Source organism: Acinetobacter sp. YH01010 (assembly GCF_013420775.1).
GTDB lineage: Bacteria > Pseudomonadota > Gammaproteobacteria > Pseudomonadales > Moraxellaceae > Acinetobacter > Acinetobacter amyesii.
In genome coordinates this window covers 219,867-239,022 of record NZ_VOYF01000003.1, presented here as the reverse complement: position 1 = coordinate 239,022, position 19,156 = coordinate 219,867, and the positions used below count along the sequence as shown (strand labels likewise).

The 19,156-nt window shown below is 41.2% G+C and carries 19 protein-coding genes; 13 read left to right on the top strand and 6 right to left on the bottom strand.

Features of this window, described 5'->3' with window-relative positions:
- Nucleotides 1-327: 327 nt before the first annotated feature.
- The 6 genes from FTT77_RS04260 (at nucleotide 328) to FTT77_RS04235 (ending at nucleotide 9,774) form a co-directional block, all read left to right on the top strand.
- Nucleotides 328-2,055, top strand: coding sequence for an ABC transporter substrate-binding protein (locus FTT77_RS04260; RefSeq protein WP_180050335.1), 1,728 nt, complete (start codon nucleotides 328-330; stop codon nucleotides 2,053-2,055).
- 67 nt (nucleotides 2,056-2,122) lie between these two features.
- Nucleotides 2,123-3,886, top strand: a complete 1,764-nt coding sequence (locus FTT77_RS04255) for an ABC transporter substrate-binding protein (protein ID WP_373686319.1) — start codon at nucleotides 2,123-2,125, stop codon at nucleotides 3,884-3,886.
- A 23-nt stretch (nucleotides 3,887-3,909) separates the two neighbouring features.
- Nucleotides 3,910-5,925, top strand: coding sequence for a M3 family metallopeptidase (locus FTT77_RS04250; RefSeq protein WP_078190068.1), 2,016 nt, complete (start codon nucleotides 3,910-3,912; stop codon nucleotides 5,923-5,925).
- Nucleotides 5,926-5,935: 10 nt separating this feature from the next.
- Nucleotides 5,936-6,874: an ABC transporter permease gene (locus FTT77_RS04245; RefSeq protein WP_180108969.1), complete on the top strand. Its 939-nt coding sequence runs from the start codon at nucleotides 5,936-5,938 to the stop codon at nucleotides 6,872-6,874.
- Between the two features lie 7 nt (nucleotides 6,875-6,881).
- Complete coding sequence (locus FTT77_RS04240) at nucleotides 6,882-8,021, top strand: ABC transporter permease (protein ID WP_078190066.1); 1,140 nt, start codon at nucleotides 6,882-6,884, stop codon at nucleotides 8,019-8,021.
- A gap of 13 nt (nucleotides 8,022-8,034) precedes the next feature.
- On the top strand, nucleotides 8,035-9,774 hold the full coding sequence (locus tag FTT77_RS04235) for an ABC transporter ATP-binding protein (protein WP_180026725.1): 1,740 nt from the start codon (nucleotides 8,035-8,037) through the stop codon (nucleotides 9,772-9,774).
- Nucleotides 9,775-9,824: 50 nt separating this feature from the next.
- Here the strand turns inward: FTT77_RS04235 and rluB are convergent, their stop codons facing one another.
- From rluB to FTT77_RS04220, 3 genes are read right to left on the bottom strand one after another with little or no spacing between them, the layout of a single operon-like run.
- On the bottom strand, nucleotides 9,825-10,943 hold the full coding sequence (rluB, locus tag FTT77_RS04230; protein ID WP_180005438.1) for a 23S rRNA pseudouridine(2605) synthase RluB: 1,119 nt from the start codon (nucleotides 10,941-10,943) through the stop codon (nucleotides 9,825-9,827).
- Nucleotides 10,944-10,984: 41 nt separating this feature from the next.
- Entirely contained in the window at nucleotides 10,985-11,581 is a 597-nt protein-coding gene (gene scpB, locus FTT77_RS04225; protein WP_168379583.1) for an SMC-Scp complex subunit ScpB, read from the bottom strand.
- A complete protein-coding gene (locus FTT77_RS04220; RefSeq protein ID WP_180108968.1) occupies nucleotides 11,578-12,372 on the bottom strand; it encodes a ScpA family protein in 795 nt (264 codons plus the stop codon). Before FTT77_RS04220 ends, scpB begins: the two co-directional genes overlap by 4 nt.
- Nucleotides 12,373-12,711: 339 nt before the next feature.
- On the opposite strand from FTT77_RS04220, the gene FTT77_RS04215 reads away from it, so the two are divergent.
- Nucleotides 12,712-13,431, top strand: coding sequence for a GNAT family N-acetyltransferase (locus tag FTT77_RS04215; protein WP_180108967.1), 720 nt, complete (start codon nucleotides 12,712-12,714; stop codon nucleotides 13,429-13,431).
- A 14-nt stretch (nucleotides 13,432-13,445) separates the two neighbouring features.
- On the opposite strand, the gene FTT77_RS04210 is transcribed toward FTT77_RS04215, so the two are convergent.
- The 3 genes from FTT77_RS04210 to FTT77_RS04200 all read right to left on the bottom strand — a co-directional run bounded on the left by FTT77_RS04210 (nucleotide 13,446) and on the right by FTT77_RS04200 (nucleotide 15,245).
- On the bottom strand, nucleotides 13,446-13,772 hold the full coding sequence (locus tag FTT77_RS04210) for a hypothetical protein (protein ID WP_180108966.1): 327 nt from the start codon (nucleotides 13,770-13,772) through the stop codon (nucleotides 13,446-13,448).
- A 103-nt stretch (nucleotides 13,773-13,875) separates the two neighbouring features.
- Nucleotides 13,876-14,493 carry an L-threonylcarbamoyladenylate synthase gene (locus FTT77_RS04205; RefSeq protein ID WP_078190059.1) on the bottom strand — a complete coding sequence of 206 codons (618 nt, stop codon included), beginning with the start codon at nucleotides 14,491-14,493 and terminating at the stop codon, nucleotides 13,876-13,878.
- 89 nt (nucleotides 14,494-14,582) lie between these two features.
- The gene (locus FTT77_RS04200) at nucleotides 14,583-15,245 is read right to left on the bottom strand and encodes an elongation factor P hydroxylase (protein WP_180026727.1); all 663 of its coding nucleotides are present in this window, start codon (nucleotides 15,243-15,245) and stop codon (nucleotides 14,583-14,585) included.
- 97 nt (nucleotides 15,246-15,342) lie between these two features.
- Here FTT77_RS04200 and FTT77_RS04195 point away from each other — a divergent pair, with 97 nt between their 5' ends.
- From FTT77_RS04195 to lysM, 6 genes are all read left to right on the top strand, one after another.
- Entirely contained in the window at nucleotides 15,343-15,900 is a 558-nt protein-coding gene (locus FTT77_RS04195) for a DUF177 domain-containing protein (RefSeq protein WP_180108965.1), read from the top strand.
- A 77-nt stretch (nucleotides 15,901-15,977) separates the two neighbouring features.
- Nucleotides 15,978-16,160 carry a 50S ribosomal protein L32 gene (gene rpmF, locus FTT77_RS04190; RefSeq protein ID WP_004279227.1) on the top strand — a complete coding sequence of 61 codons (183 nt, stop codon included), beginning with the start codon at nucleotides 15,978-15,980 and terminating at the stop codon, nucleotides 16,158-16,160.
- 205 nt (nucleotides 16,161-16,365) lie between these two features.
- Nucleotides 16,366-17,346, top strand: a complete 981-nt coding sequence (gene fabD, locus FTT77_RS04185; RefSeq protein ID WP_180073191.1) for an ACP S-malonyltransferase — start codon at nucleotides 16,366-16,368, stop codon at nucleotides 17,344-17,346.
- Nucleotides 17,343-18,077, top strand: a complete 735-nt coding sequence (fabG, locus tag FTT77_RS04180) for a 3-oxoacyl-ACP reductase FabG (RefSeq protein ID WP_078190055.1) — start codon at nucleotides 17,343-17,345, stop codon at nucleotides 18,075-18,077. The genes fabD and fabG overlap by 4 nt, the downstream gene beginning before the upstream one ends.
- An 85-nt stretch (nucleotides 18,078-18,162) precedes the next feature.
- On the top strand, nucleotides 18,163-18,399 hold the full coding sequence (acpP, locus tag FTT77_RS04175) for an acyl carrier protein (RefSeq protein ID WP_078190054.1): 237 nt from the start codon (nucleotides 18,163-18,165) through the stop codon (nucleotides 18,397-18,399).
- Between the two features lie 190 nt (nucleotides 18,400-18,589).
- Nucleotides 18,590-19,063 (top strand): peptidoglycan-binding protein LysM, encoded by a 474-nt coding sequence (lysM, locus tag FTT77_RS04170; protein WP_078190053.1) that lies wholly within the window; start codon nucleotides 18,590-18,592, stop codon nucleotides 19,061-19,063.
- Nucleotides 19,064-19,156: the final 93 nt, after the last annotated feature.

The window sequence follows — 19,156 nt, the reverse complement described above, 5'->3', positions numbered from 1 at the left end:
TCCAAGAGTTGAATTTTTGATAAAAACGAGCTTTACTCGGAAAGTCGCTATTAGTATAAATTTATCTTAAAAAATGAATTTAAAAGGATATTTAATTCAGATAACTTTCAACCAAGGAGTGGTGGCATGAATTTCGCTTTATATTAATTGCTGTATTAAGTTCTACGTTTAAAACTCAATTTAAACTAGATTGTTTTATTTTAGTGAGGGTGGCTTTATTTAAAGTCTGCTTGCGGCTTTGTATTATTAAAAAATCATCAGAAAGGAAAAGGTTTGGAAACTAGAAAATTTAAAATAGCGCTCCTTGCATTATTAATTTCAACAGGGATGATGGCCGAGGTTCAAGCTTCTGCACAATCGAATAAAGTTTTAAATATTGCATTTGAAGCACCTGATGATGGTTTTGATATGGTCAAAACCTATAATTATTATAGTGGCAATATTGCGGAAGCCATTTTTGAACCCTTATTGAAATATGACTATCTAGCACGTCCTGTTGTTCTTGTTCCAAATACCATTGAAGCGATGCCAAAGATTGAACAAGAAGGAAAAGTCTATACCTTCAAAATCAAAAGAGGCATCCATTTTTCAGATGATCCAGCCTTTAAGGGAAAAAAACGCGAGCTAGTTGCGCAAGATTACATTTACGCGATTCAACGAATTTTAGATCCAGCTAACCGTTCTCCGACCTATTCATTTATTGATGGCAAAATCTTAGGAGGGGATGCGGTCGTTGCGGATGCAAAGAAGTCAGGAAAATTTAATTACAATGCGGCTATTGCCGGCCTAAAAGCGATAGATCCTTATACTTTGCAAATTACTTTGACGCGCCCTGACTATAATTTTCAATATATTTTGGCCTATGTTACGTTTGGTGCAATTTCAAAAGAAGTTGTTGAATTTTATGGCAATAAAATTGCACAGCATCCTGTGGGAACGGGACCGTATCAGCTCAGTAAATATGTGCCACGTAGCAAGATCGAACTGGTTGCAAACCCGAATTATCGTGGTTTTGTCTGGAATTTTAAATCGACAGGCACAGCTTGGGACAATCAGTTAGTTAAAGAAATGAACGGGAAGAAAATGCCGCAAATCGGCAAAGTTTCCGTCAGTATTATTGAAGAAGAACAGTCACGGTGGTTAGCATTTAAAACAGGGCAGCTGAATTTTGATAAATTGACCTCAAATGCAGTACCGCAAGCCTTAGATTCGCAAAATAAACTTAAGCCTGATATGCAAAAGCTCGGCATTAAGCATTATCCAAATAAAGATGCTGAAATCACCTACAGCATGTTCAATATGCAAGACCCGCTTGTCGGTGGTCAAAGCCTTGAAAAGATTGCGTTACGCCGTGCTATCAGCATGTCATACAATCAAGCTGAAGCGATTAAACAGTTATATCAAGGGCAGGCCGTAAAGGCTGAAATGTTTTTGCCAGAAGGTGTGAGTGGCTTTAATCCAAAATATCGCAGCAGTTTGGGATATAACCCATTGCTGGCCAATAAATTACTGGATCGATTTGGGTATAAGAAAGGTGCTGATGGTTATCGAACCTTGCCCGATGGTAAAGCGTTGACCTTAAAAATAAATACTGAAAATAGCTCTAAATCAGTGATTCAATCTGAGTTGTGGAAAAAAAATCTCGATGCCATTGGGATACGGGTACAGTTTAAGGTCAGTAACTTTGCTGATAATTTAAAAGAAGCAATGCAATGTAAATATATGATGTGGTCAGGAGCGTGGATTGCAGATTATCCTGAAGGGGAGAACTTTGCTCAATTACTATATGGGCCAAATTCAGGACAAGGGAATTTAAGTTGTTATCAATCTAAAGCTTATGACGCTTTATATAAACAAGCAATTGTGTTGAAACCTAAAGATCGTGAACCTTTTTATGAAAAAATGAACCGTCAAATTGAAGCGGATAACCCTTGGATTATCCATTCTACACGGATTCGTAATTGGTTAATTCACCCTGAAATTCAGGGGTATAAAACACATCCAATGATGAACACCAGTTGGCAATATCTCGATATTCAGCCTAGTAAAAAATAATTGAGTCAGGATTACAATGAAGCGAAATTCGAATTTTACGCTAACCAAATTTGCTACAGCGTGTTTGATGGGGGGAGTGCTATTCAGTGCGATGCCGACATTAGCAATGGCAAAGAATCCAGCAGATCCAAATAAAGTTTTACGTCATATTTTCCCTGTCGCAGAAACAGGTTTTGACCCAGTTGGCGTACATGATCTGTATTCTGCACATGTGAATACCTCAATCTTTGAAACCTTATATACCTATGACTATTTAGCATCACCAGCAAAGTTGGTTCCTAAAACGGCGGCTGCGATGCCAGAAATCAGTGCTGATGGTTTGACTTATACCATTCGCCTGCAAAAAGGCATTTATTTTGCTGATGATCCTGTGTTTAAGGGCAAGAAAAGAGAGTTAACCTCGGCTGATTATGCATATACCTTTAGACGTTTAGTCGATCCACAACTTCGCTCACCAAACAGTTGGCTACTCGATGGCCGCATTTTAGGCATGGAGAAGGTTTTAGATAAGGCGAAAAAAACAGGTAAGTTTGACTATGATGCACCAATTGAAGGCATACAAACTCCTGATCGTTATACCCTTGTCATTCGTTTAAATTCTCCAGATCAAAACTTTCCAATGTTATTGGCTCATCAACCTGCATCGGCTATGGCACGTGAAGTGGTCGAAAAATATCGAGACAAAGCGGGTTTTGTGATGGGTAAACCGGTGGGTACAGGGCCATATATTTTGACGCGCTGGACACCTGGCTCACGAATTATTTTAAAGGCCAATCCCAACTATCGTGGTTTTGTCTGGGACTTCAAGGCATCAGATGCCAAAGATGAAAAGATCGTAAAAGCCATGCAAGGCAAAAAAATGCCACAAATTGGTGTGATTGATATTCAGGTGATGGAAGAATCACAATCACGTTGGTTGACCTTTGCAAAAAATGAAGCTGATTTGTTGGTGCTCGATGGAGATTTGTCGGTACAAGCCTTAAAAGATGGAGAGCTAAAGCCTGAGTTGGCTAAAAAAGGCATCCAAATGTCGCGCATTTCTGACCCCTCTATCGACTATCACTATTGGAATATGCAAAACCCTGTGGTTGGTGGTTTTAGTAAAGAAAAAATTGCATTACGTCGTGCAATGGCGATGGCTTATTCAGCAGATAATCAAATCAAAATTTTGATGAATGGTGATGCGCAAAAATTACAAAGCCCAATTCCACTCGGTGTTGTCGGCTATGACCCGAATTATAAGTCGAGTATTCCATATTCGGTCAAAGCGGCAAATTTATTGCTCGATCGTTATAACTATAAAGTCGGCGCAGATGGTTGGCGTACTCAACCGAATGGTAAACCGCTAACGATTGAAATGACGATAGCGGGCAATAGTAGCCGTAGTCAGCAGTCGGGCGAATTTTGGAAGAAAACTTTAGATAGCATCAAAATAAAAATGACAACAAAGTCGATGCCATTTGCAGAAGCTTTAAAAGCCGAAAAACAGTGTAAAACCATGTTTAAAGCATCTGCATGGATCGCAGACTATCCAGATGCAGACAATTTTATGCAATTGTTCTATGGCAAAAATATCAATGTCACCAACAACGGCTGTTCAAAAATACCTGAATACGACCGTTTATATGAACAAACACAGCGTATGAAACCGGGACCAGAGCGGGATGCAGTCTATCGGAAAATGTCACGCATATTAGAAGTGTATATGCCTGTCCAAATTAATTATGCACGTTACCGTAGTGTGTTGTCGCAACCACGCGTGATTGGTTATAAAAAGCATCCAATTTTGGCAACAGAATGGATGTACATCGATATTGACCCGAAAAAATAAAATGGAACAAAACTGGAGAAATTATGAAAAATAAAGCTTTGAAACTCACCACCCTCAGTATGTTGATGATCGGCGCTAGCCAATTCGTTCAAGCCGAAGATTCAATACGGAGTACTTTGCCAAAGTTCCAAGCCAAAGAAATACCTGCGCTGTGTGATGCCAAAATTCAGCAAGTGAAAACAGATTTAGCGGCATTTGAGCAAAAAAAGATAAAAAATAATGCAAAAGCAGCACCTGTTTTGGCGGAGTGGGATCAAATTTTTGCCAAATTTGAAGATTTTTATGGACCAATCGGACTATATAGCAACGTCGATCCTGATGAGGCTTTACGTAAGGCTGCGGAAGATTGTGAAATTAAAATTATGGAGTTTCAAACTTCGGTTTATCAAAATCCAAAACTTTATGAGCAAATTAAAAAACTCAAAACCAATGACGAAATTGATAAAAAAATGCGTCAAGACATCTTGGATGGTTTTGAAAATACAGGGGTGCAATTTACACCTGAAAAACGTGCACGTTTGAAAGCTATCTTTGATGAATTGGCAAAAATTGAACAAGAATATGCGCGTAATGTACGAGATAATAAAGAAAAACTGGAGTTTACACCGGCGGAGTTGAAAGGCTTGCCAGACAGCTATATTTCGGGCTTAAAGAAAAATGAAAAGGGCAATTATTTGCTCGGTTTTGAATACCCAGAATACCGTCCATTTATGGAACTAGCAGAAAGTGATGATGCGCGTAAGCGTTACCAAACTGCATTCACGCGTCGTGGTACTGAGAAAAACTTAGTATTGTTAAAGCAAGCAATGGATTTACGTTATGAAATTGCGCAGCTCTTTGGCAAAAAAAGCTATGCCGAATGGGTGTTGCAACACCGTATGGCAAAAGACCCTGAAACAGTGAATAAGTTCTTAGCCGATGTTCATCAAACGGTGGCACCTTTAGAGAAAAAAGAAGTTGAGACTTTACGTGAGTTCAAAGCGAAAAGCCTGAAAATTCCACTCGAAAAAGCTGAAATCAATCGCTGGAGTGAGAGTTATTGGAGTGAAAAACTTCGCAAAGAAAAGTATCAAATCGATCAAGAAAAATTGCGTGACTATTTCCCAACCCAAGCATCTCAAGAATGGATTTTTGCCATTTCATCTGACCTTTATGGCATTGAATTTAAGCCTGCGAAAGTTGATGTTTGGCAGTCAGAAGTTGAATATTATGATGTAAAAGATAAAAAGACCGGTGAGCTGCTTGGTGGTTTATATATCGATAAATACCCACGTGAAGGGAAGTACGGTCATGCAGCTGTTTGGGGCGTAAAAGGTGGTAGTACCTTGACTAAGCGTAAACCGATTTCTGCTTTAGTGACCAACTTTAACCGTAAAGGTTTAAATAGTGATGAACTTGAAACCTTTGTTCATGAGTTTGGTCATGCTTTACACGGTATTTTGTCCAATACACGCTATGCATCTCAATCGGGGACTTCAGTAGAGCGCGACTTTGTAGAAGCGCCTTCACAAATGTATGAAGAGTGGGCACGTCGTAAAGAAACTTTATCTACGCTTGCAAATTACTGTAATCCAGCGTGTCCACCTGTAGATGATGCCCTGATTAATAAATTAAAAGCAGTTCATAGCTATGGACGTGGTTTACATTATGCACGTCAAGCCTTGTATGCAAAATATGATATGGCACTTCACTCATCAGATGCTTTGAGTGTTAAACCTTTAGATGTTTGGAAGAAAATGGAAGGCGAGACAGCTTTAGGCTATGTCCCAAGTACTGAATTCCCAGGACAATTCAACCATATCATGGGCGGTTATCAAGTTGGCTATTATGGCTATATGTGGTCTGAAGTGATGGCACTCGATATGTTGTCTGCTTTCGGAGATAACCTAAATAACCCTGAAGTGGGACAACGCTACCGCAAAACGATCTTGTCGCAAGGTGGTCAATATGAAGCAGAAAAATTGGTGCATGATTTCTTAGGTCGTAAACCTGATAACAAAGCTTTCTTTGATGAAATTACTGGACAACGAGTGAAGTAAGGACAACTTTATGCTGGCATATATCATACGGCGTATATGGCAGATGATCCCAACGATGTTGGGGGTTGTTCTGCTCATATTCTTCTTATTTAACTGGGTAGGTGGGGACCCTGCATATATTCTAGCAGGCAAAATGTCGAACCCAGAGCAAATTGAAAACATCCGTCAACAGTTGGGGGTTGATCAACCCTATTATGTACAATTGTGGATTTTCATTAAGCAGATTTTAACTTTTGATTATGGAATGAGTTGGAGTACAGGTGAGTCGGTGTCAGATATTATTTTGACCCGTCTAGGACCGTCACTGACGATTTTAATTCCTTTAACTATTTTGCAAACGATCATTTCAATTGGTTTGGCACTTGCTGTGGCTTCAGTTCGTGGCACATTAACCGATCGTATGATTATGATGCTTTGTACGATTGGTATGTCGATCAGTATTTTGGTTTACATTATTGTTTTCCAATACGTATTTACATATCAGTTGAGTTGGTTTCCGGTTCAAGGCTGGAGTGATCACTTTAGCGAAAACTTATTTAAATACGGTTTACTGCCTATATTAATTATGTTGGTGGTGAGTATTGCGCCAACTTTGCGCTTATACCGCAGTTTTGTATTGGATGAAGTCAATCAAGACTATGTTCGAACTGCGCGCGCAAAAGGTGTGGGTGAAAGCCGTATTTTAGGTGTACATGTACTGCGTAACGCCTCAATTCCAATTATTACCGATGTCATGTCGAGTCTACCGGCACTGCTGATAGGCGCTTTCCTGATTGAACGATTCTTTGGTATTCCGGGTATTGGTCGTGAAGTCATTATTGCTGTTGAACGCAGTGACTTCCCTGTCATTAAGGCGATTACAGTCTACGTTGCAGCGGCTACAATGATTTTTAACTTAATCGCGGATTTGATTTATAAACTTGTCGATCCTCGCGTTCAGTTGAAGTAGGTGGCCTATGCTAGGAATATTCAATAAGACCAAAGCAACGGCATCAACACCTGCATCGACTGGCTTGTGGAAGTTGGCGATGCGACGCCTAAAGGCCGATAAATTAGCGATGGTGTCGTTGTTCGTTGTACTGTGCTATTTCGTGGTGTTGCTATTGTCGATGACAGGCGTGGTTGCATCCAATTGGAATAAAGAAGTGGCAGTTAGTTATGCACCTCCAAGTTTTATTGGGGCGGAACTCAATGAAACAGCCAAAACCAAAGCATCAGCAGAAGATATGGCATTGCCTGAAAATCCTGTTGATCCTTTAAAGGATGTAATTGCTGAACTGAATGCAGAGATTGCGACTGAGCAAGGTGGTGCCAATGCAATTGACTACTATGGCGTTGTCGATCCATTAGCAGAAGATATGAAGGCGATTGATCAGCAATTGGGTGGTCATTTGTTAGATCAACAAAGCGAGCTAAAACAAACTTTACCGTTTGGTGCGGATAAATGGGGGCAGGATGTCCTGCAAAAAACCATTAAGGGTGCTGAAACATCTATTATTGTTGGCGTGGTAGCTGCATTACTTGCTGTCGTGATTGGGACAATTTTAGGGGCAATTTCTGGCTACTTTGGTGGTTGGGTTGATGATATTTTAAACTGGTTCTATAACATTTTTACCTCGATTCCGTATTTGCTCTTGGTTCTTGCGATTGCTGCTGTACTACAGCAAAAGGGGATCTTATCGATTGTCCTCATTCTAGGGCTTACTGGATGGACGGGGGTGTATCGTCTGATTCGCGCAGAGTATATGAAACATACTTCGCGTGAATATGTACTCGCTGCCAAAGCGATAGGGGTGAGTCATTTCCGACGCATCTTTGTGCATATCTTTCCGAACGTCAGTCATATTGCATTGGTGCAAATCTCGATTTTAGTGGTGGCCTTTATTAAGTCAGAAGTGATTTTGAGCTTCTTGGGATTTGGTGTTCCTGTTGGGGTTGTGTCATGGGGAAGTATGCTTAATGAAGCACAAAGTGAATTGATTTTAGGTAAATGGTGGCAACTTATCGCAGCATCTGTAGCGATGGCGGTTTTGGTTACGGCATTTTCAATGTTTACTGATGCATTGCGTGATGCATTAGATCCAAAATTGAAATAAGGAGGAGTAAAGGATGACGGAACAAAATCAAACTGTTAAACCAACGCTCCTCAGTGTTCAAAACCTGAAAGTGAGCTTTAAAGCTGAAGATAAAAGTTATATCGAAACGGTCAAAGGAATATCTTTTGACATTCCTGCCAATACAACTGTGGCGCTTGTGGGAGAATCTGGCAGTGGCAAGTCGGTGACCTCGTTGGCAACCATGGGGCTGTTGCCACGTGATCAAAGCCGTATAGATACGAGCAGTAAAATAGTTTTTGAAGGGCGGGATTTACTGAGTCTGTCACCAAGAGAAATGCGCAATATCTGCGGTAAAGATATTGCGATGATTTTTCAGGAACCGATGTCGTCACTCAATCCTGTCTTTACGGTGGGTGATCAAATTGCAGAAGTATTACGACTTCATCTAGGTATGGGACGTAAGCAGGCAAGAGCACGGACTTTGGAATTATTGAAGGAAGTGGGTATTCCTTCTCCTGAAACGAAAATTGATGCCTATCCTAGCCAAATGTCAGGTGGCCAACAACAGCGGGTCATGATTGCTATGGCAATTGCATGTGAGCCGAAGTTATTGATTGCAGATGAGCCAACCACAGCACTTGATGTGACGATTCAAAAGCAAATTTTAGATTTACTCGAAGCCTTGCAAAAGAAACGTGAGATGTCGATGCTGTTCATTACACATGATTTAGCATTGGTAAGTGAAATTGCCGATCAGGTGATTGTCATGCGTCATGGAGAAATCCGTGAACAAGGCTTGGTCAATGAAGTGCTGGATCATCCTAAAGATATTTACACACGCGCTTTGCTCAAGTGCCGTCCTCAGATGTCTGAGCGTCCTTATAAATTGCCAATGATCAGTGATTTTATGCGTCAAAATGGTGATGAGCTGATTGAGGATGTGCATTTATCTGAGGAAACCCGTAGACAACGAACGCGTGGTCTTACGGGTAACGAACAGATTATTTTAGATGTCAAAGACCTGAAAAAATCTTTTTATAGCCGCAAGGGTTTATTTGGTAAGGATGAATATCAGGCGGTCAAAGGTGTCTCGTTTCAACTGGCGAAAGGTAAAACGCTCGGGTTGGTTGGAGAGTCTGGCTCAGGTAAAACCACAATCGGCCTTTTACTGATGCGTCTACAGGAAGCGACAGGTGGTCAGGCGCTGTTTGAAGGTCATGATATTTTGGCGATGAGCGAAAAAGAATTTACCCAATATCAGCGCAAAATACAGATCATTTTCCAAAACCCATATGCTTCACTTAATCCACGTTTTACTGTGGGTCAAATTCTGATGGAGCCGATGCAAGTGCATCAGATTGGGAAGGATGATGCAGAACGAGAGCAAATGGCGTTTGATTTACTTGAACGTGTCAGTTTGCCTGCACAAGCATTTTATCGCTATCCACATGAGTTTTCTGGTGGTCAGCGTCAACGTATTGCCATTGCACGATGCTTGACCTTAAAGCCAGAAATTTTGATCTGTGATGAGTCTGTCTCTGCATTAGATGTTTCGGTTCAAGCCCAAGTTCTGAATTTATTGCAAGACTTACAAGATGAGTTTGGTTTGAGCTATATCTTTATTTCACATGATTTATCTGTAGTGAAATATATTTCTGACCAAATCATGGTGATGAACCATGGTGATATCGTTGAAATTGCAAACTCGGATGAGTTGTATAGATCGCCGCAGCATGAATATACCAAGCGTTTGCTGAGTGCGATTCCACAAACCACTGAACAATTTGCTTAGTAATCATAAAAAAAACCGCTCAAATGAGCGGTTTTTTTATACTTAAGAAATTAAAATTTCTTAAAGCCTTTGTTGTTTCCGCTAAATGCGCGACTTGGCACAGAGTCATTACGACGCTCACGATTGCCAAAATTGTCGTTACGACGTTCACGGTTACCGAAGTTTTCACTGTTGCGATCATTACGGTTATTGTTGAACCCTTCGTTGCGACGCTCTGAACGGTTAAATCCATTGCCTTGGAAAACACCTTCAGTACGACCAGTACGACGTTCGCCACGGTTGTCTTGATAACCATTGCTTTGTTGTGGCTGGTTTTCGTCACTGTCACGACGTTGTTGGCGTAAGTAACCACCACGACGTGCTGCCATTGGTTTATCTTGCATACGTTCAGTACGACGTTTCGCCATACCAAACAGGCCAGTACCTTGACGTGGTTTAAGCTCAACGGACTTGGTTAAGTTGTCGATATCTTGTTTATCTAGCTCGATCCAGCGACCAGTACGTAGTTCGCGTGGCAGAATTACTGAACCATAACGTGTACGTAAAAGACGGCTCACTTTTAAGCCTTGAGATTCGAAAATACGACGAACTTCGCGGTTACGACCTTCTTTTACGACCACTTGATACCAACGGTTAATACCGTCACCACCAATTTCAGAGAATGACTCAAATTTTGCAGGGCCATCATCTAAAACAACGCCTTGTAACATGTTGTTTTTTAACTGAGGAGTGACTTCACCCATGACACGAACGGCATATTCACGTTCGATTTCGCTAGAAGGGTGCATTAAACGGTTCGCCAGTTCACCATCATTTGTGAACAGCAATAGACCTGTAGAGTTGATATCTAGACGACCTACCATTACCCAGCGATCACCGGTAATTTGAGGTAATTGTTCAAATACCGTTGGACGGTTTTCAGGGTCATTGCGTGAACAAATTTCGCCTTCTGGTTTATAGTAAATCAACACACGGCGACGAATTTCGTCTTCAATTTGGAACTGAACTTTACGACCATCGATGCGAAGCTCATCACCCGGTTCAATACGTTCACCCACTTGGGCAACTTGCCCATTTACGCTCACACGACCAGCGGCAATGACTTCTTCCATATAACGGCGAGAACCCAAACCAACGCGTGCGAGCACCTTTTGCAATTTTTCACTCATGACAGCATAACCTTAGAAATTATCATCAACAGTTCACCTATTTATGACTTCGGTGCATTCGCATCGAGGGCCATAAAAGCTTCCTTGGCATCCTGCAGGGGAGGCAATTGGCCCAAAGAGGTTAGACCAAAAGCATTTAAAAATTGAGGCGTTGTAACTAACAACGCGGGTCGTCCTGGGAGTTCACGAAAACCAGATTCTTTAATCCAGTTCCAGTCAAATAACGTACGTAAAATTTGACTATTGTTGGTCACCCCACGGATTTGCTCAATATCTGCGCGGGTTACCGGTTGATGGTAAGCAATGACAGAAAGAGTTTCGAGCAAGGATGGCGATAAACGAGTTGGTCGTTCAGGCCAGGTCTGTGCAATAATATTACGATATTTTGCACGTACTTGAAAACGGAAACCTTGAGCGGTTTCAACAAGTTCAATTGATCTGCCGTGTTGCAGCATTGAAAGTTGCTGCAAATATTGGCGTAATTCAGTTTTACTGAAACGGTCTTGGAAAGCCTCTTTTAAACGGGCAATACTCACTGCCGCTTCACTGGCAAAAATAATGGCTTCAAGCTGCATCAAAATTTCATGCAGATTATCTTCTGAAGTCACCGCAGTCATTTGTTTAAGTTCAGTGTTCATGCACGTGCTCCCTGAATTGCAAGCGGTGCTTCTACACCTGATGCGACAATTTGAACTTTTTGTTGGCGTGTCAGTTCCAATACGGCCATAAATGTCACGACAACACCCATGCGGCCTTGGCTTGGTTTGAGTAAGTCCGCAAAGTCTAATACTTCACCTGACTCAAGCTTAGTTTCAATATAAGCAATACGTTCTTCGAGTAAGACAGGCTCTTGCAAAATTTGGTGGGTAACTGGTTCTGGTCGATTAAAAACACAGAGTATGGCATCACGAAGTAATTGAATGTCATAGCCATCATTGGTTTCGACAATAGTTCCTAAACTGACATTGGTATCGAAAGTATCTCGATCCAATACCGACATTTGACCTAATCTTTCCGCAGCTTGTTTGATGCGCAAATAGGTTTCTAAACGGTCAATCAATTCTTGTTTAGGATCTTGTTCATGTGCTGCGGTCGATTTAGGTTTTGGCAATAATAGACGCGATTTTAAATCGGCCAATAGGGCTGCCATCACCATATAGTCTGCGGTTAATTCAATATCTAGAGATTTCATTGTATCCATATAGGACAAATATTGGGATGCAATCGGGGCAATATCGACTTGTAATAAGTCGAAGCCATTTTTTTGAATCAGGTAAATCAGAAAGTCGAGTGGTCCTTCGAAATGCTCTAATAGAATTTCAAATGCAGCGGGTGGAATGTACAAATCTTCTGGAATAGCTTCTTGCCACTCATCCAAAACACGAATGTGTGGAGCATCTTCCATAGAATTATGGACAGTTTGGTTCATTGCAATTATAGGCCACGCGAATTTTCAAAGGCATGCAGACAGCTTTCGCTTCGATCTCACATCGAAAGTAAAAGCACAAAAGTTATAGGGAATAGTGTAATGGAAAAATGCGTTTAAAGAAATTACTGAACGGTTGAATTGGGTAAAAAACTTAAAATTTATAGGGAATAGGCTTTATTTATACACATGTAAAATTTTAAAGCTGTGATATCGATCACATCTTGTGTTAATTGTAAAAAATACACTCATCAATCCATGAACTCATTTAAGCTGTGATATCTGGATGATGGGCGTCCAGCATGAAATGATTTGAATGAATTGACTAAAAGTATATTTGCTATGCCACAACAATATAATCAATGGGGTCAGGCCGTAGGGATGACGTTGGCGCAGTTTGAACTATGCCAGTTCAGATGTAAAACCGAAGTGGGGCAATCTGTTCGACTTATTCCGATGTTGCCCGATCAGCTTGATGATAGTCTTTTACAGCGGCTATGGCAGACAGTACAACAAGAACCCGATGAACGCTGTTGGACGTATTTGCCTTATTCTCAAATTCAAAGCATGCAGCAATTGCGTGATTATTTTCAGCAATCCTTTCATCTAGCAGGTTCGATGCATTATGTCATTGAAGTTGGTGATGCCATTGTAGGATGGGTTGGTTTGCTCAATGTACGCCCAGCACATGCTGTCATCGAAATTGGCAATGTCTATTTTTCAAGTTTAATGAAGCAATCAACCGCAGCAACAGAAACCATTTATCTATTGTTAAAAGCGTGCTTTGCAGCAGGTTATCGACGGGTGGAGTGGAAGTGTGATGACTTGAACACGCCTTCGAAAAATGCTGCTTTGCGTTTTGGCTTTCAATTTGAAGGGTTGTTTCGTCAACATGTGATTGTGAAAGGTCGTAATCGTAATACCGCTTGGTTTGCGATGTTGGATCAGGATTGGCCAATGTTGTCTCAAGCTTATGCAGCATGGCTCGATACAAATAATTTTGATGAGCAAGGGCAACAAAAAATTCATTTAAAAGAATTTATGCAGCTTTATAGCGCTTGAGGAAAAGCGCACTATCAAGGTTTTGAGCCTGTTGGTAAGACTCTCTGCTCAAGTGCAAATTCGATGATGAGTTGGCACTGCGCTTGCGAGCAGAGATTTTGATTAGCTTTACGTTTAAACAGTGATTTGACCGTTGATGCATGCAGAAAATAACGAAAAACCTGCGGCGGTGTTGTCGCTATTGGTGAAATTAAATTTTTATCTATTGCCCTTAGTTGAGCCGTGGATTCTAAAGTCCAAGGCTCAGTGGCATATATAGCAAAATGATTGAGACTGCTTTGCTCGGAGACACTGAGGTCTGTCGCATTTTGCAGCTTGAGTAACATTTGAAATAAAGTCATCAGGTCGATTCCTTTATCGAAAGGTGCTTTAACCGCGTTTTGAGCAGAGGACTTTTACATGCTGTGCCTCTGATCGGTAACAGCATGTATTTAACAGTACATGCTATTCAAAGGCACTGACATCACCGACACCACGGCGAATCACTTCAGGGTATTCACCTGCAAGGTTTACAACGCTAGTGGTATTTAAAGTACCTAAACCGCCATCAATTAATACATCTATTCTTTTGCCGATTTGCAGTTCAATTTCGTAAGGATCATCAATCGGTTCTTTTTGGCCCGGTAAAATTAAGGTCGATGTTAATAAAGGTTCACCGAGTTCTTTGAGTAACAATTGGCAAATCGGGTTGCTCGGAATACGCAGTCCAATGGTTTTCTTTTTAGGATGCATTAAACGGCGAGGAACTTCACTGGTCGCAGGCAAAATAAAGGTGGTGACCGCAGGGGTGTTATTTTTCAATAAACGATACATGGCATTGTCGACTTTGGCATACGTGGCAATGTCAGATAAATCTGCACAAATAATCGCATATTGATGTTTAGCATCGAGCTGACGAATTTGGGCAATGCGTTCCATGGCATTTTTGTTCCCAATCTGGCAACCGATGGCATAGGCGGCATCTGTGGGATAAACCACCACATCGCCGGCACGAATCCGTTCAACGGCTTGCGTAATTAAACGGGGTTGAGGATTTTCCGGATGTATTCTTAAATGCAACATGTCGTTTTCCTCTTATTATTAAAAGCTCTAGACATTATGTCGCGGTCTATTCGCTTTGTGCAACGTGAAATGCAGTCAAATTGTATAATTTAATCAAGCATTTCACGTTGAAATTCATTCGCCTGTAACATTTTGCCAGCACGTGTACAGTGGCAAATGCATTGGATAAAGCGCCAAGCATCGCGTGGAAGTTTGGCTTCACCTTTAAAATAAGCCTGTAATTGTGCATAGACATTATCTTTAAAGCTGCTGCCATCTCCTCCTTCACCAGTGAGGTTATCGAGTGATACACGAAACTTACGTCCAAAGGCTTTGGCAAATAACCATTCGATCGCTTGGGGCTTAATTTCTACCTGTTCAAAGAGGGCTTGTTGCTCTTTGCTGCGACCATCTGGTGCATACCAATAGCCTAAATCGGGAAGTAAACGGCGTTGCTCGCCAGCAATAGTCCAATGGCTAATTTCATGCAAAGCGCTATTGAAATAACCATGAGCAAATTGAATACGGGCAGGGCCGTTTGAATCAGCAGGAAAGTACTCGGGCTCAAAGTCACCTTTCACTAAGCTCACATTCAGGTGGGAAAACCAATGATTAAAGTGTAAGATGAGCCAATCGACGTGTTCTGTTTCTGTGGAAAGTTTCTCCCAAGCCGAGAGTTGCACTTGGTCGGTTGAAATGTCAGAATCAAGCGTTGAAATTGTGCTCATAAGTGATGAAATATTCACTTCTGTTTGCGGCTGCAACAGATGCATAACTTAAGTTACCCAAATGGTCTGTCTAAATAAGTACAAAATTGTATCTTAATCTTTGACAGAGTACTGATGAATTTGTAGAATTGCCGCCTTAATTATGTCAGCAAATACCTTTCCGGCACAGATTGAGCCGTTTAAATGGGCTGAACAGGGCTTTAAATGGTCAGGAACACTGCCATTATCTCGCTTTGTTCGTATTGCTCGTGAAGCTGTTGGATCAATTGATGATCAATTGATTAACATAGACTGTAAGCTATCAATGGATGCTTATCATCGCATTGTATGGCTAGATGGTCATGTTGAAACAAATGTTCCAATGGAATGCCAGCGTTGTCTGGATACTGTTGAGATCCCGTTTGTTTCAAGTTTTCATCTAGCTCTTGTAGATGACGAGTCACTGATAGAGCGCTTGGATGAGGATGCTGATTTCATCGTTTTAGGTGAAAGTGAAGCAACAACCAAAGGTTCATATGATGCGCCTGCGACTGCTGATTTACTCTCACTGATAGAGGATGAATTGTTATTGTTGATGCCTTTGTCACCTAAGCATGACGCTTGTGAACATAAGCATCAACCTGCCGCTGAAGAGCTTGTTGAAGAAAAACGGGACAACCCGTTTGATGTTTTGGCAGGTTTGAAGGGTAAACTTAACTAATTTTTGTGTTATACTCTTGAGTATAAGACAATCGAATTTGTTCTGATCCATTTTTTCGATCTTTGTAAGGAGCCATCATGGCCGTTCAGCAAAACCGTAAAAGTCGCTCTCGCCGTGACATGCGCCGTTCACATGACGCTTTAACCGAGAATGCATTAACTGTAGACCAAGCTACTGGCGAGACTCACCGTCGTCACCACGTATCTAAAGATGGTATCTACCGTGGTCGTCAATTATTCGCTAAAGCATCTGCTGAATAATTGGTGATGTATTAAGCGTCAAGCTTAGTAGAAAAAATGGGAGCGTTAAGCTCCCTTTTTTTGTACCGATTTTTTGTTGCATTTGGCAATTACCAAGACAAAAATTAAGTGTTAAATTTCCGTCCCTGAAACAAGCTTACATGGGATTGTGTTGAATAAATGTCCAAATAGCATAAATTCACCAGTCTTGATAAAGGATTTTTTTATGTCTGCTAAACAACTCGAGCAAGCAGCTCAAGCTACTAAAACTGCATTCGTGTTCCCGGGTCAAGGGTCACAGAAAGTCGGCATGCTCGCTGAACTTGCAGAACAGTTTAGTAGTGTGCAAGCAACATTTGCAGAAGCATCAGAAGCGGCTGGCTTTGATCTTTGGCAAATTGCGCAAAGTGGTGAAGGGTTAAACCAAACAGAATTTACTCAACCTGTACTACTGACTGCCAGTATTGCTTTATGGCGTGTGTGGTTAGAGTTAGGTGGTGTTGCACCGAAATACCTTGCAGGTCACTCATTAGGTGAATACAGCGCCTTGGTTGCTGCGGGAGCGATGAGCCTAGGTGATGCCGTTAAACTGGTGAACCTACGTGGTCAGTTGATGCAAAGTGCTGTACCTGAAGGTCAAGGTGCAATGGCGGCAATTTTGGGTCTAGATGATGTCAAAGTCATTGAACTTTGTGCTCAAGCAGAAGGCCCAGGTTCAGTAGATGCTGCAAACTACAATGCACAAGGTCAAGTTGTCATTGCGGGTGATAAAGCCATGGTTGAAGCGGTTATGGCTGCTGCTAAGGAAAATGGCGGTAAGGCAATTGCACTTCCGGTTTCTGTGCCATCGCATTGTGCATTGATGAAACCTGCTGCTGAACAGTTTGCGACAGCATTGGAACAAACTGCCATTGAGCTGCCTACTATACCTGTAATACAAAATGTAGGCGCTGAAATCGCGACTGATGTAGCGCAATTACGTCAGGCGTTAACTGCACAGTTATACCAATCTGTACAGTGGACAAAGACCATGCAGTATTTGCAAGACCAAGGTATTCAGTACATTGCTGAATGTGGTCCGGGTAATGTCCTTGCGAATCTCGCAAAACGTTTGCCAAATATTGAAAAAGCATTCCCACTCGACACGAAAGGTCGTATGGAAGATGCACTGAATGCCATTTTAGTGGCAGAAGGGAAAATTGCATGACACAAGAACGCAAAGTTGCTTTAGTAACAGGTGCGAGCCGAGGGATTGGAGCAGCAATTGCTCAGCAATTGATTCAAGACGGTTATTTTGTTGTAGGTACTGCAACTTCAGAAGCGGGTGCGGAAAAATTATCTGCTGCTTTTGCTGAAAATGGTGCGGGTAAAGTTCTAGATGTACGTGATGCAACTGCAATCGATGCATTGGTATCAGACATTGAGCAAAACTTTGGTTCTGTATTGGTTTTAGTGAACAATGCGGGTATTACCAAAGATAATTTGTTACTTCGTATGTCAGAAGATGATTGGGATGACATTCTCAACATTCATTTGAAAGCCGTTTATCGACTTTCTAAACGTGTTTTAAAGGGCATGACCAAAGCACGTTTTGGACGAATTATTAATATTAGTTCTGTGGTTGCACATTTTGCTAACCCAGGACAAGCAAACTATTCTGCTGCAAAAGCAGGGATTGAGGCCTTTGGTCGCAGCCTTGCAAAAGAGATGGGAAGCCGCCAAATCACTGTGAATGCAGTGGCTCCGGGCTTTATTGCAACAGAAATGACAGAACAGTTAAGCGAAGAAATTCGTAAAAAGATGAGTGATCAAGTGGCTTTAAACCGTTTAGGTGAGCCGCAAGATATCGCAAATGCCGTAAGTTTTCTTGCTTCTGAAAAGGCAAGTTACATTACCGGAACTGTATTACATGTAAATGGTGGTTTATACATGAGCTAAGCGCTCAAGTATAAACTTTCAAAACGATTTAGATTCAATTAAACTAACGGCATTAAAAACGCCACAAGCAATGAGGAGAATTCCTGTGAGCGATATCGAACAACGCGTAAAACAAGCAGTAGCTGAACAACTTGGTCTTAAAGCAGACGAGATCAAAAACGAAGCTTCTTTCATGGATGACTTAGGTGCAGACTCTCTAGACCTAGTTGAATTAGTTATGTCTTTCGAAAACGATTTCGACATCACTATTCCTGATGAAGATTCAAACGAAATCACTACTGTACAATCTGCAATTGACTATGTTTCTAAGAAACTAGGTTAATTTTAGATTTCAGCGATGCTGATTTAAAAAGCCACCATTCGGTGGCTTTTTTATGCCGAATATTTTGTTTTTACATTAGCTTACGTTTCTGTCACCAACAACAACTCAAAAGCGGTTATTTTTTAGCTATAAAAATAGAGTTTGAACAATAGTTAAATTATTTAAAACAGTAAAAACAACGGAGAAAAACATGGGTCTTTTTGATTTTGTAAAAGGTATCGGTAAAAAAAATACAGCACCTGCAGAGCCTCAGGCAGCGCCAGCAACACCTTCTGAACCATCTGCACAAGAAATTGCCAATAAGTTATTGGGTCATATTAAAGCACTGGGCTTGCCTGTAACTGGTTTGTCTGTGAGTTATAACGGTACTTCAGATCTAGCGACAGTGAAAGGTCAGGTACAAAGCCAAGCGGATCGTGAAAAGATTATCTTGGCGGTAGGGAATATTGATCATGTGGCGCAAGTGGATGATCAGTTAACAGTGACGAGTCCTGAGCCTGAAAGTAAGTTCTATACTGTCAAGTCGGGGGATAACCTGTCTAAAATCTCTAAAGAATTTTATGGTGATGCAAATCAATACAATAAAATTTTTGAAGCAAACCGTCCTTTGCTAAAAAATGCCGATGACATTTTCCCAGGTCAGGTGCTTCGTATTCCTGCATAAATATTTGTGTTTAAAGTAAAAAAAGCCATCTTGTGATGGCTTTTTTTTGTATGCGTGAATGGTGAAGTTGAATATAATGCGGCTGAAATAATT

Excerpts from the sequence above, each read along its gene's own strand:
- FTT77_RS04260 (WP_180050335.1), top strand. The coding sequence starts at position 328 with ATGATGGCCGAGGTTCAAGCTTCTGCACAATCGAATAAAGTTTTAAAT.
- FTT77_RS04255 (WP_373686319.1), top strand. The coding sequence starts at position 2,123 with ATGGGGGGAGTGCTATTCAGTGCGATGCCGACATTAGCAATGGCAAAG.
- FTT77_RS04250 (WP_078190068.1), top strand. The coding sequence starts at position 3,910 with ATGAAAAATAAAGCTTTGAAACTCACCACCCTCAGTATGTTGATGATC.
- FTT77_RS04245 (WP_180108969.1), top strand. The coding sequence starts at position 5,936 with ATGCTGGCATATATCATACGGCGTATATGGCAGATGATCCCAACGATG.
- FTT77_RS04240 (WP_078190066.1), top strand. The coding sequence starts at position 6,882 with ATGCTAGGAATATTCAATAAGACCAAAGCAACGGCATCAACACCTGCA.
- FTT77_RS04235 (WP_180026725.1), top strand. The coding sequence starts at position 8,035 with ATGACGGAACAAAATCAAACTGTTAAACCAACGCTCCTCAGTGTTCAA.
- rluB (WP_180005438.1), bottom strand. The coding sequence starts at position 10,943 with ATGAGTGAAAAATTGCAAAAGGTGCTCGCACGCGTTGGTTTGGGTTCT.
- scpB (WP_168379583.1), bottom strand. The coding sequence starts at position 11,581 with ATGAACACTGAACTTAAACAAATGACTGCGGTGACTTCAGAAGATAAT.
- FTT77_RS04220 (WP_180108968.1), bottom strand. The coding sequence starts at position 12,372 with ATGAACCAAACTGTCCATAATTCTATGGAAGATGCTCCACACATTCGT.
- FTT77_RS04215 (WP_180108967.1), top strand. The coding sequence starts at position 12,712 with ATGCCACAACAATATAATCAATGGGGTCAGGCCGTAGGGATGACGTTG.
- FTT77_RS04210 (WP_180108966.1), bottom strand. The coding sequence starts at position 13,772 with ATGACTTTATTTCAAATGTTACTCAAGCTGCAAAATGCGACAGACCTC.
- FTT77_RS04205 (WP_078190059.1), bottom strand. The coding sequence starts at position 14,493 with ATGTTGCATTTAAGAATACATCCGGAAAATCCTCAACCCCGTTTAATT.
- FTT77_RS04200 (WP_180026727.1), bottom strand. The coding sequence starts at position 15,245 with ATGCATCTGTTGCAGCCGCAAACAGAAGTGAATATTTCATCACTTATG.
- FTT77_RS04195 (WP_180108965.1), top strand. The coding sequence starts at position 15,343 with ATGTCAGCAAATACCTTTCCGGCACAGATTGAGCCGTTTAAATGGGCT.
- rpmF (WP_004279227.1), top strand. The coding sequence starts at position 15,978 with ATGGCCGTTCAGCAAAACCGTAAAAGTCGCTCTCGCCGTGACATGCGC.
- fabD (WP_180073191.1), top strand. The coding sequence starts at position 16,366 with ATGTCTGCTAAACAACTCGAGCAAGCAGCTCAAGCTACTAAAACTGCA.
- fabG (WP_078190055.1), top strand. The coding sequence starts at position 17,343 with ATGACACAAGAACGCAAAGTTGCTTTAGTAACAGGTGCGAGCCGAGGG.
- lysM (WP_078190053.1), top strand. The coding sequence starts at position 18,590 with ATGGGTCTTTTTGATTTTGTAAAAGGTATCGGTAAAAAAAATACAGCA.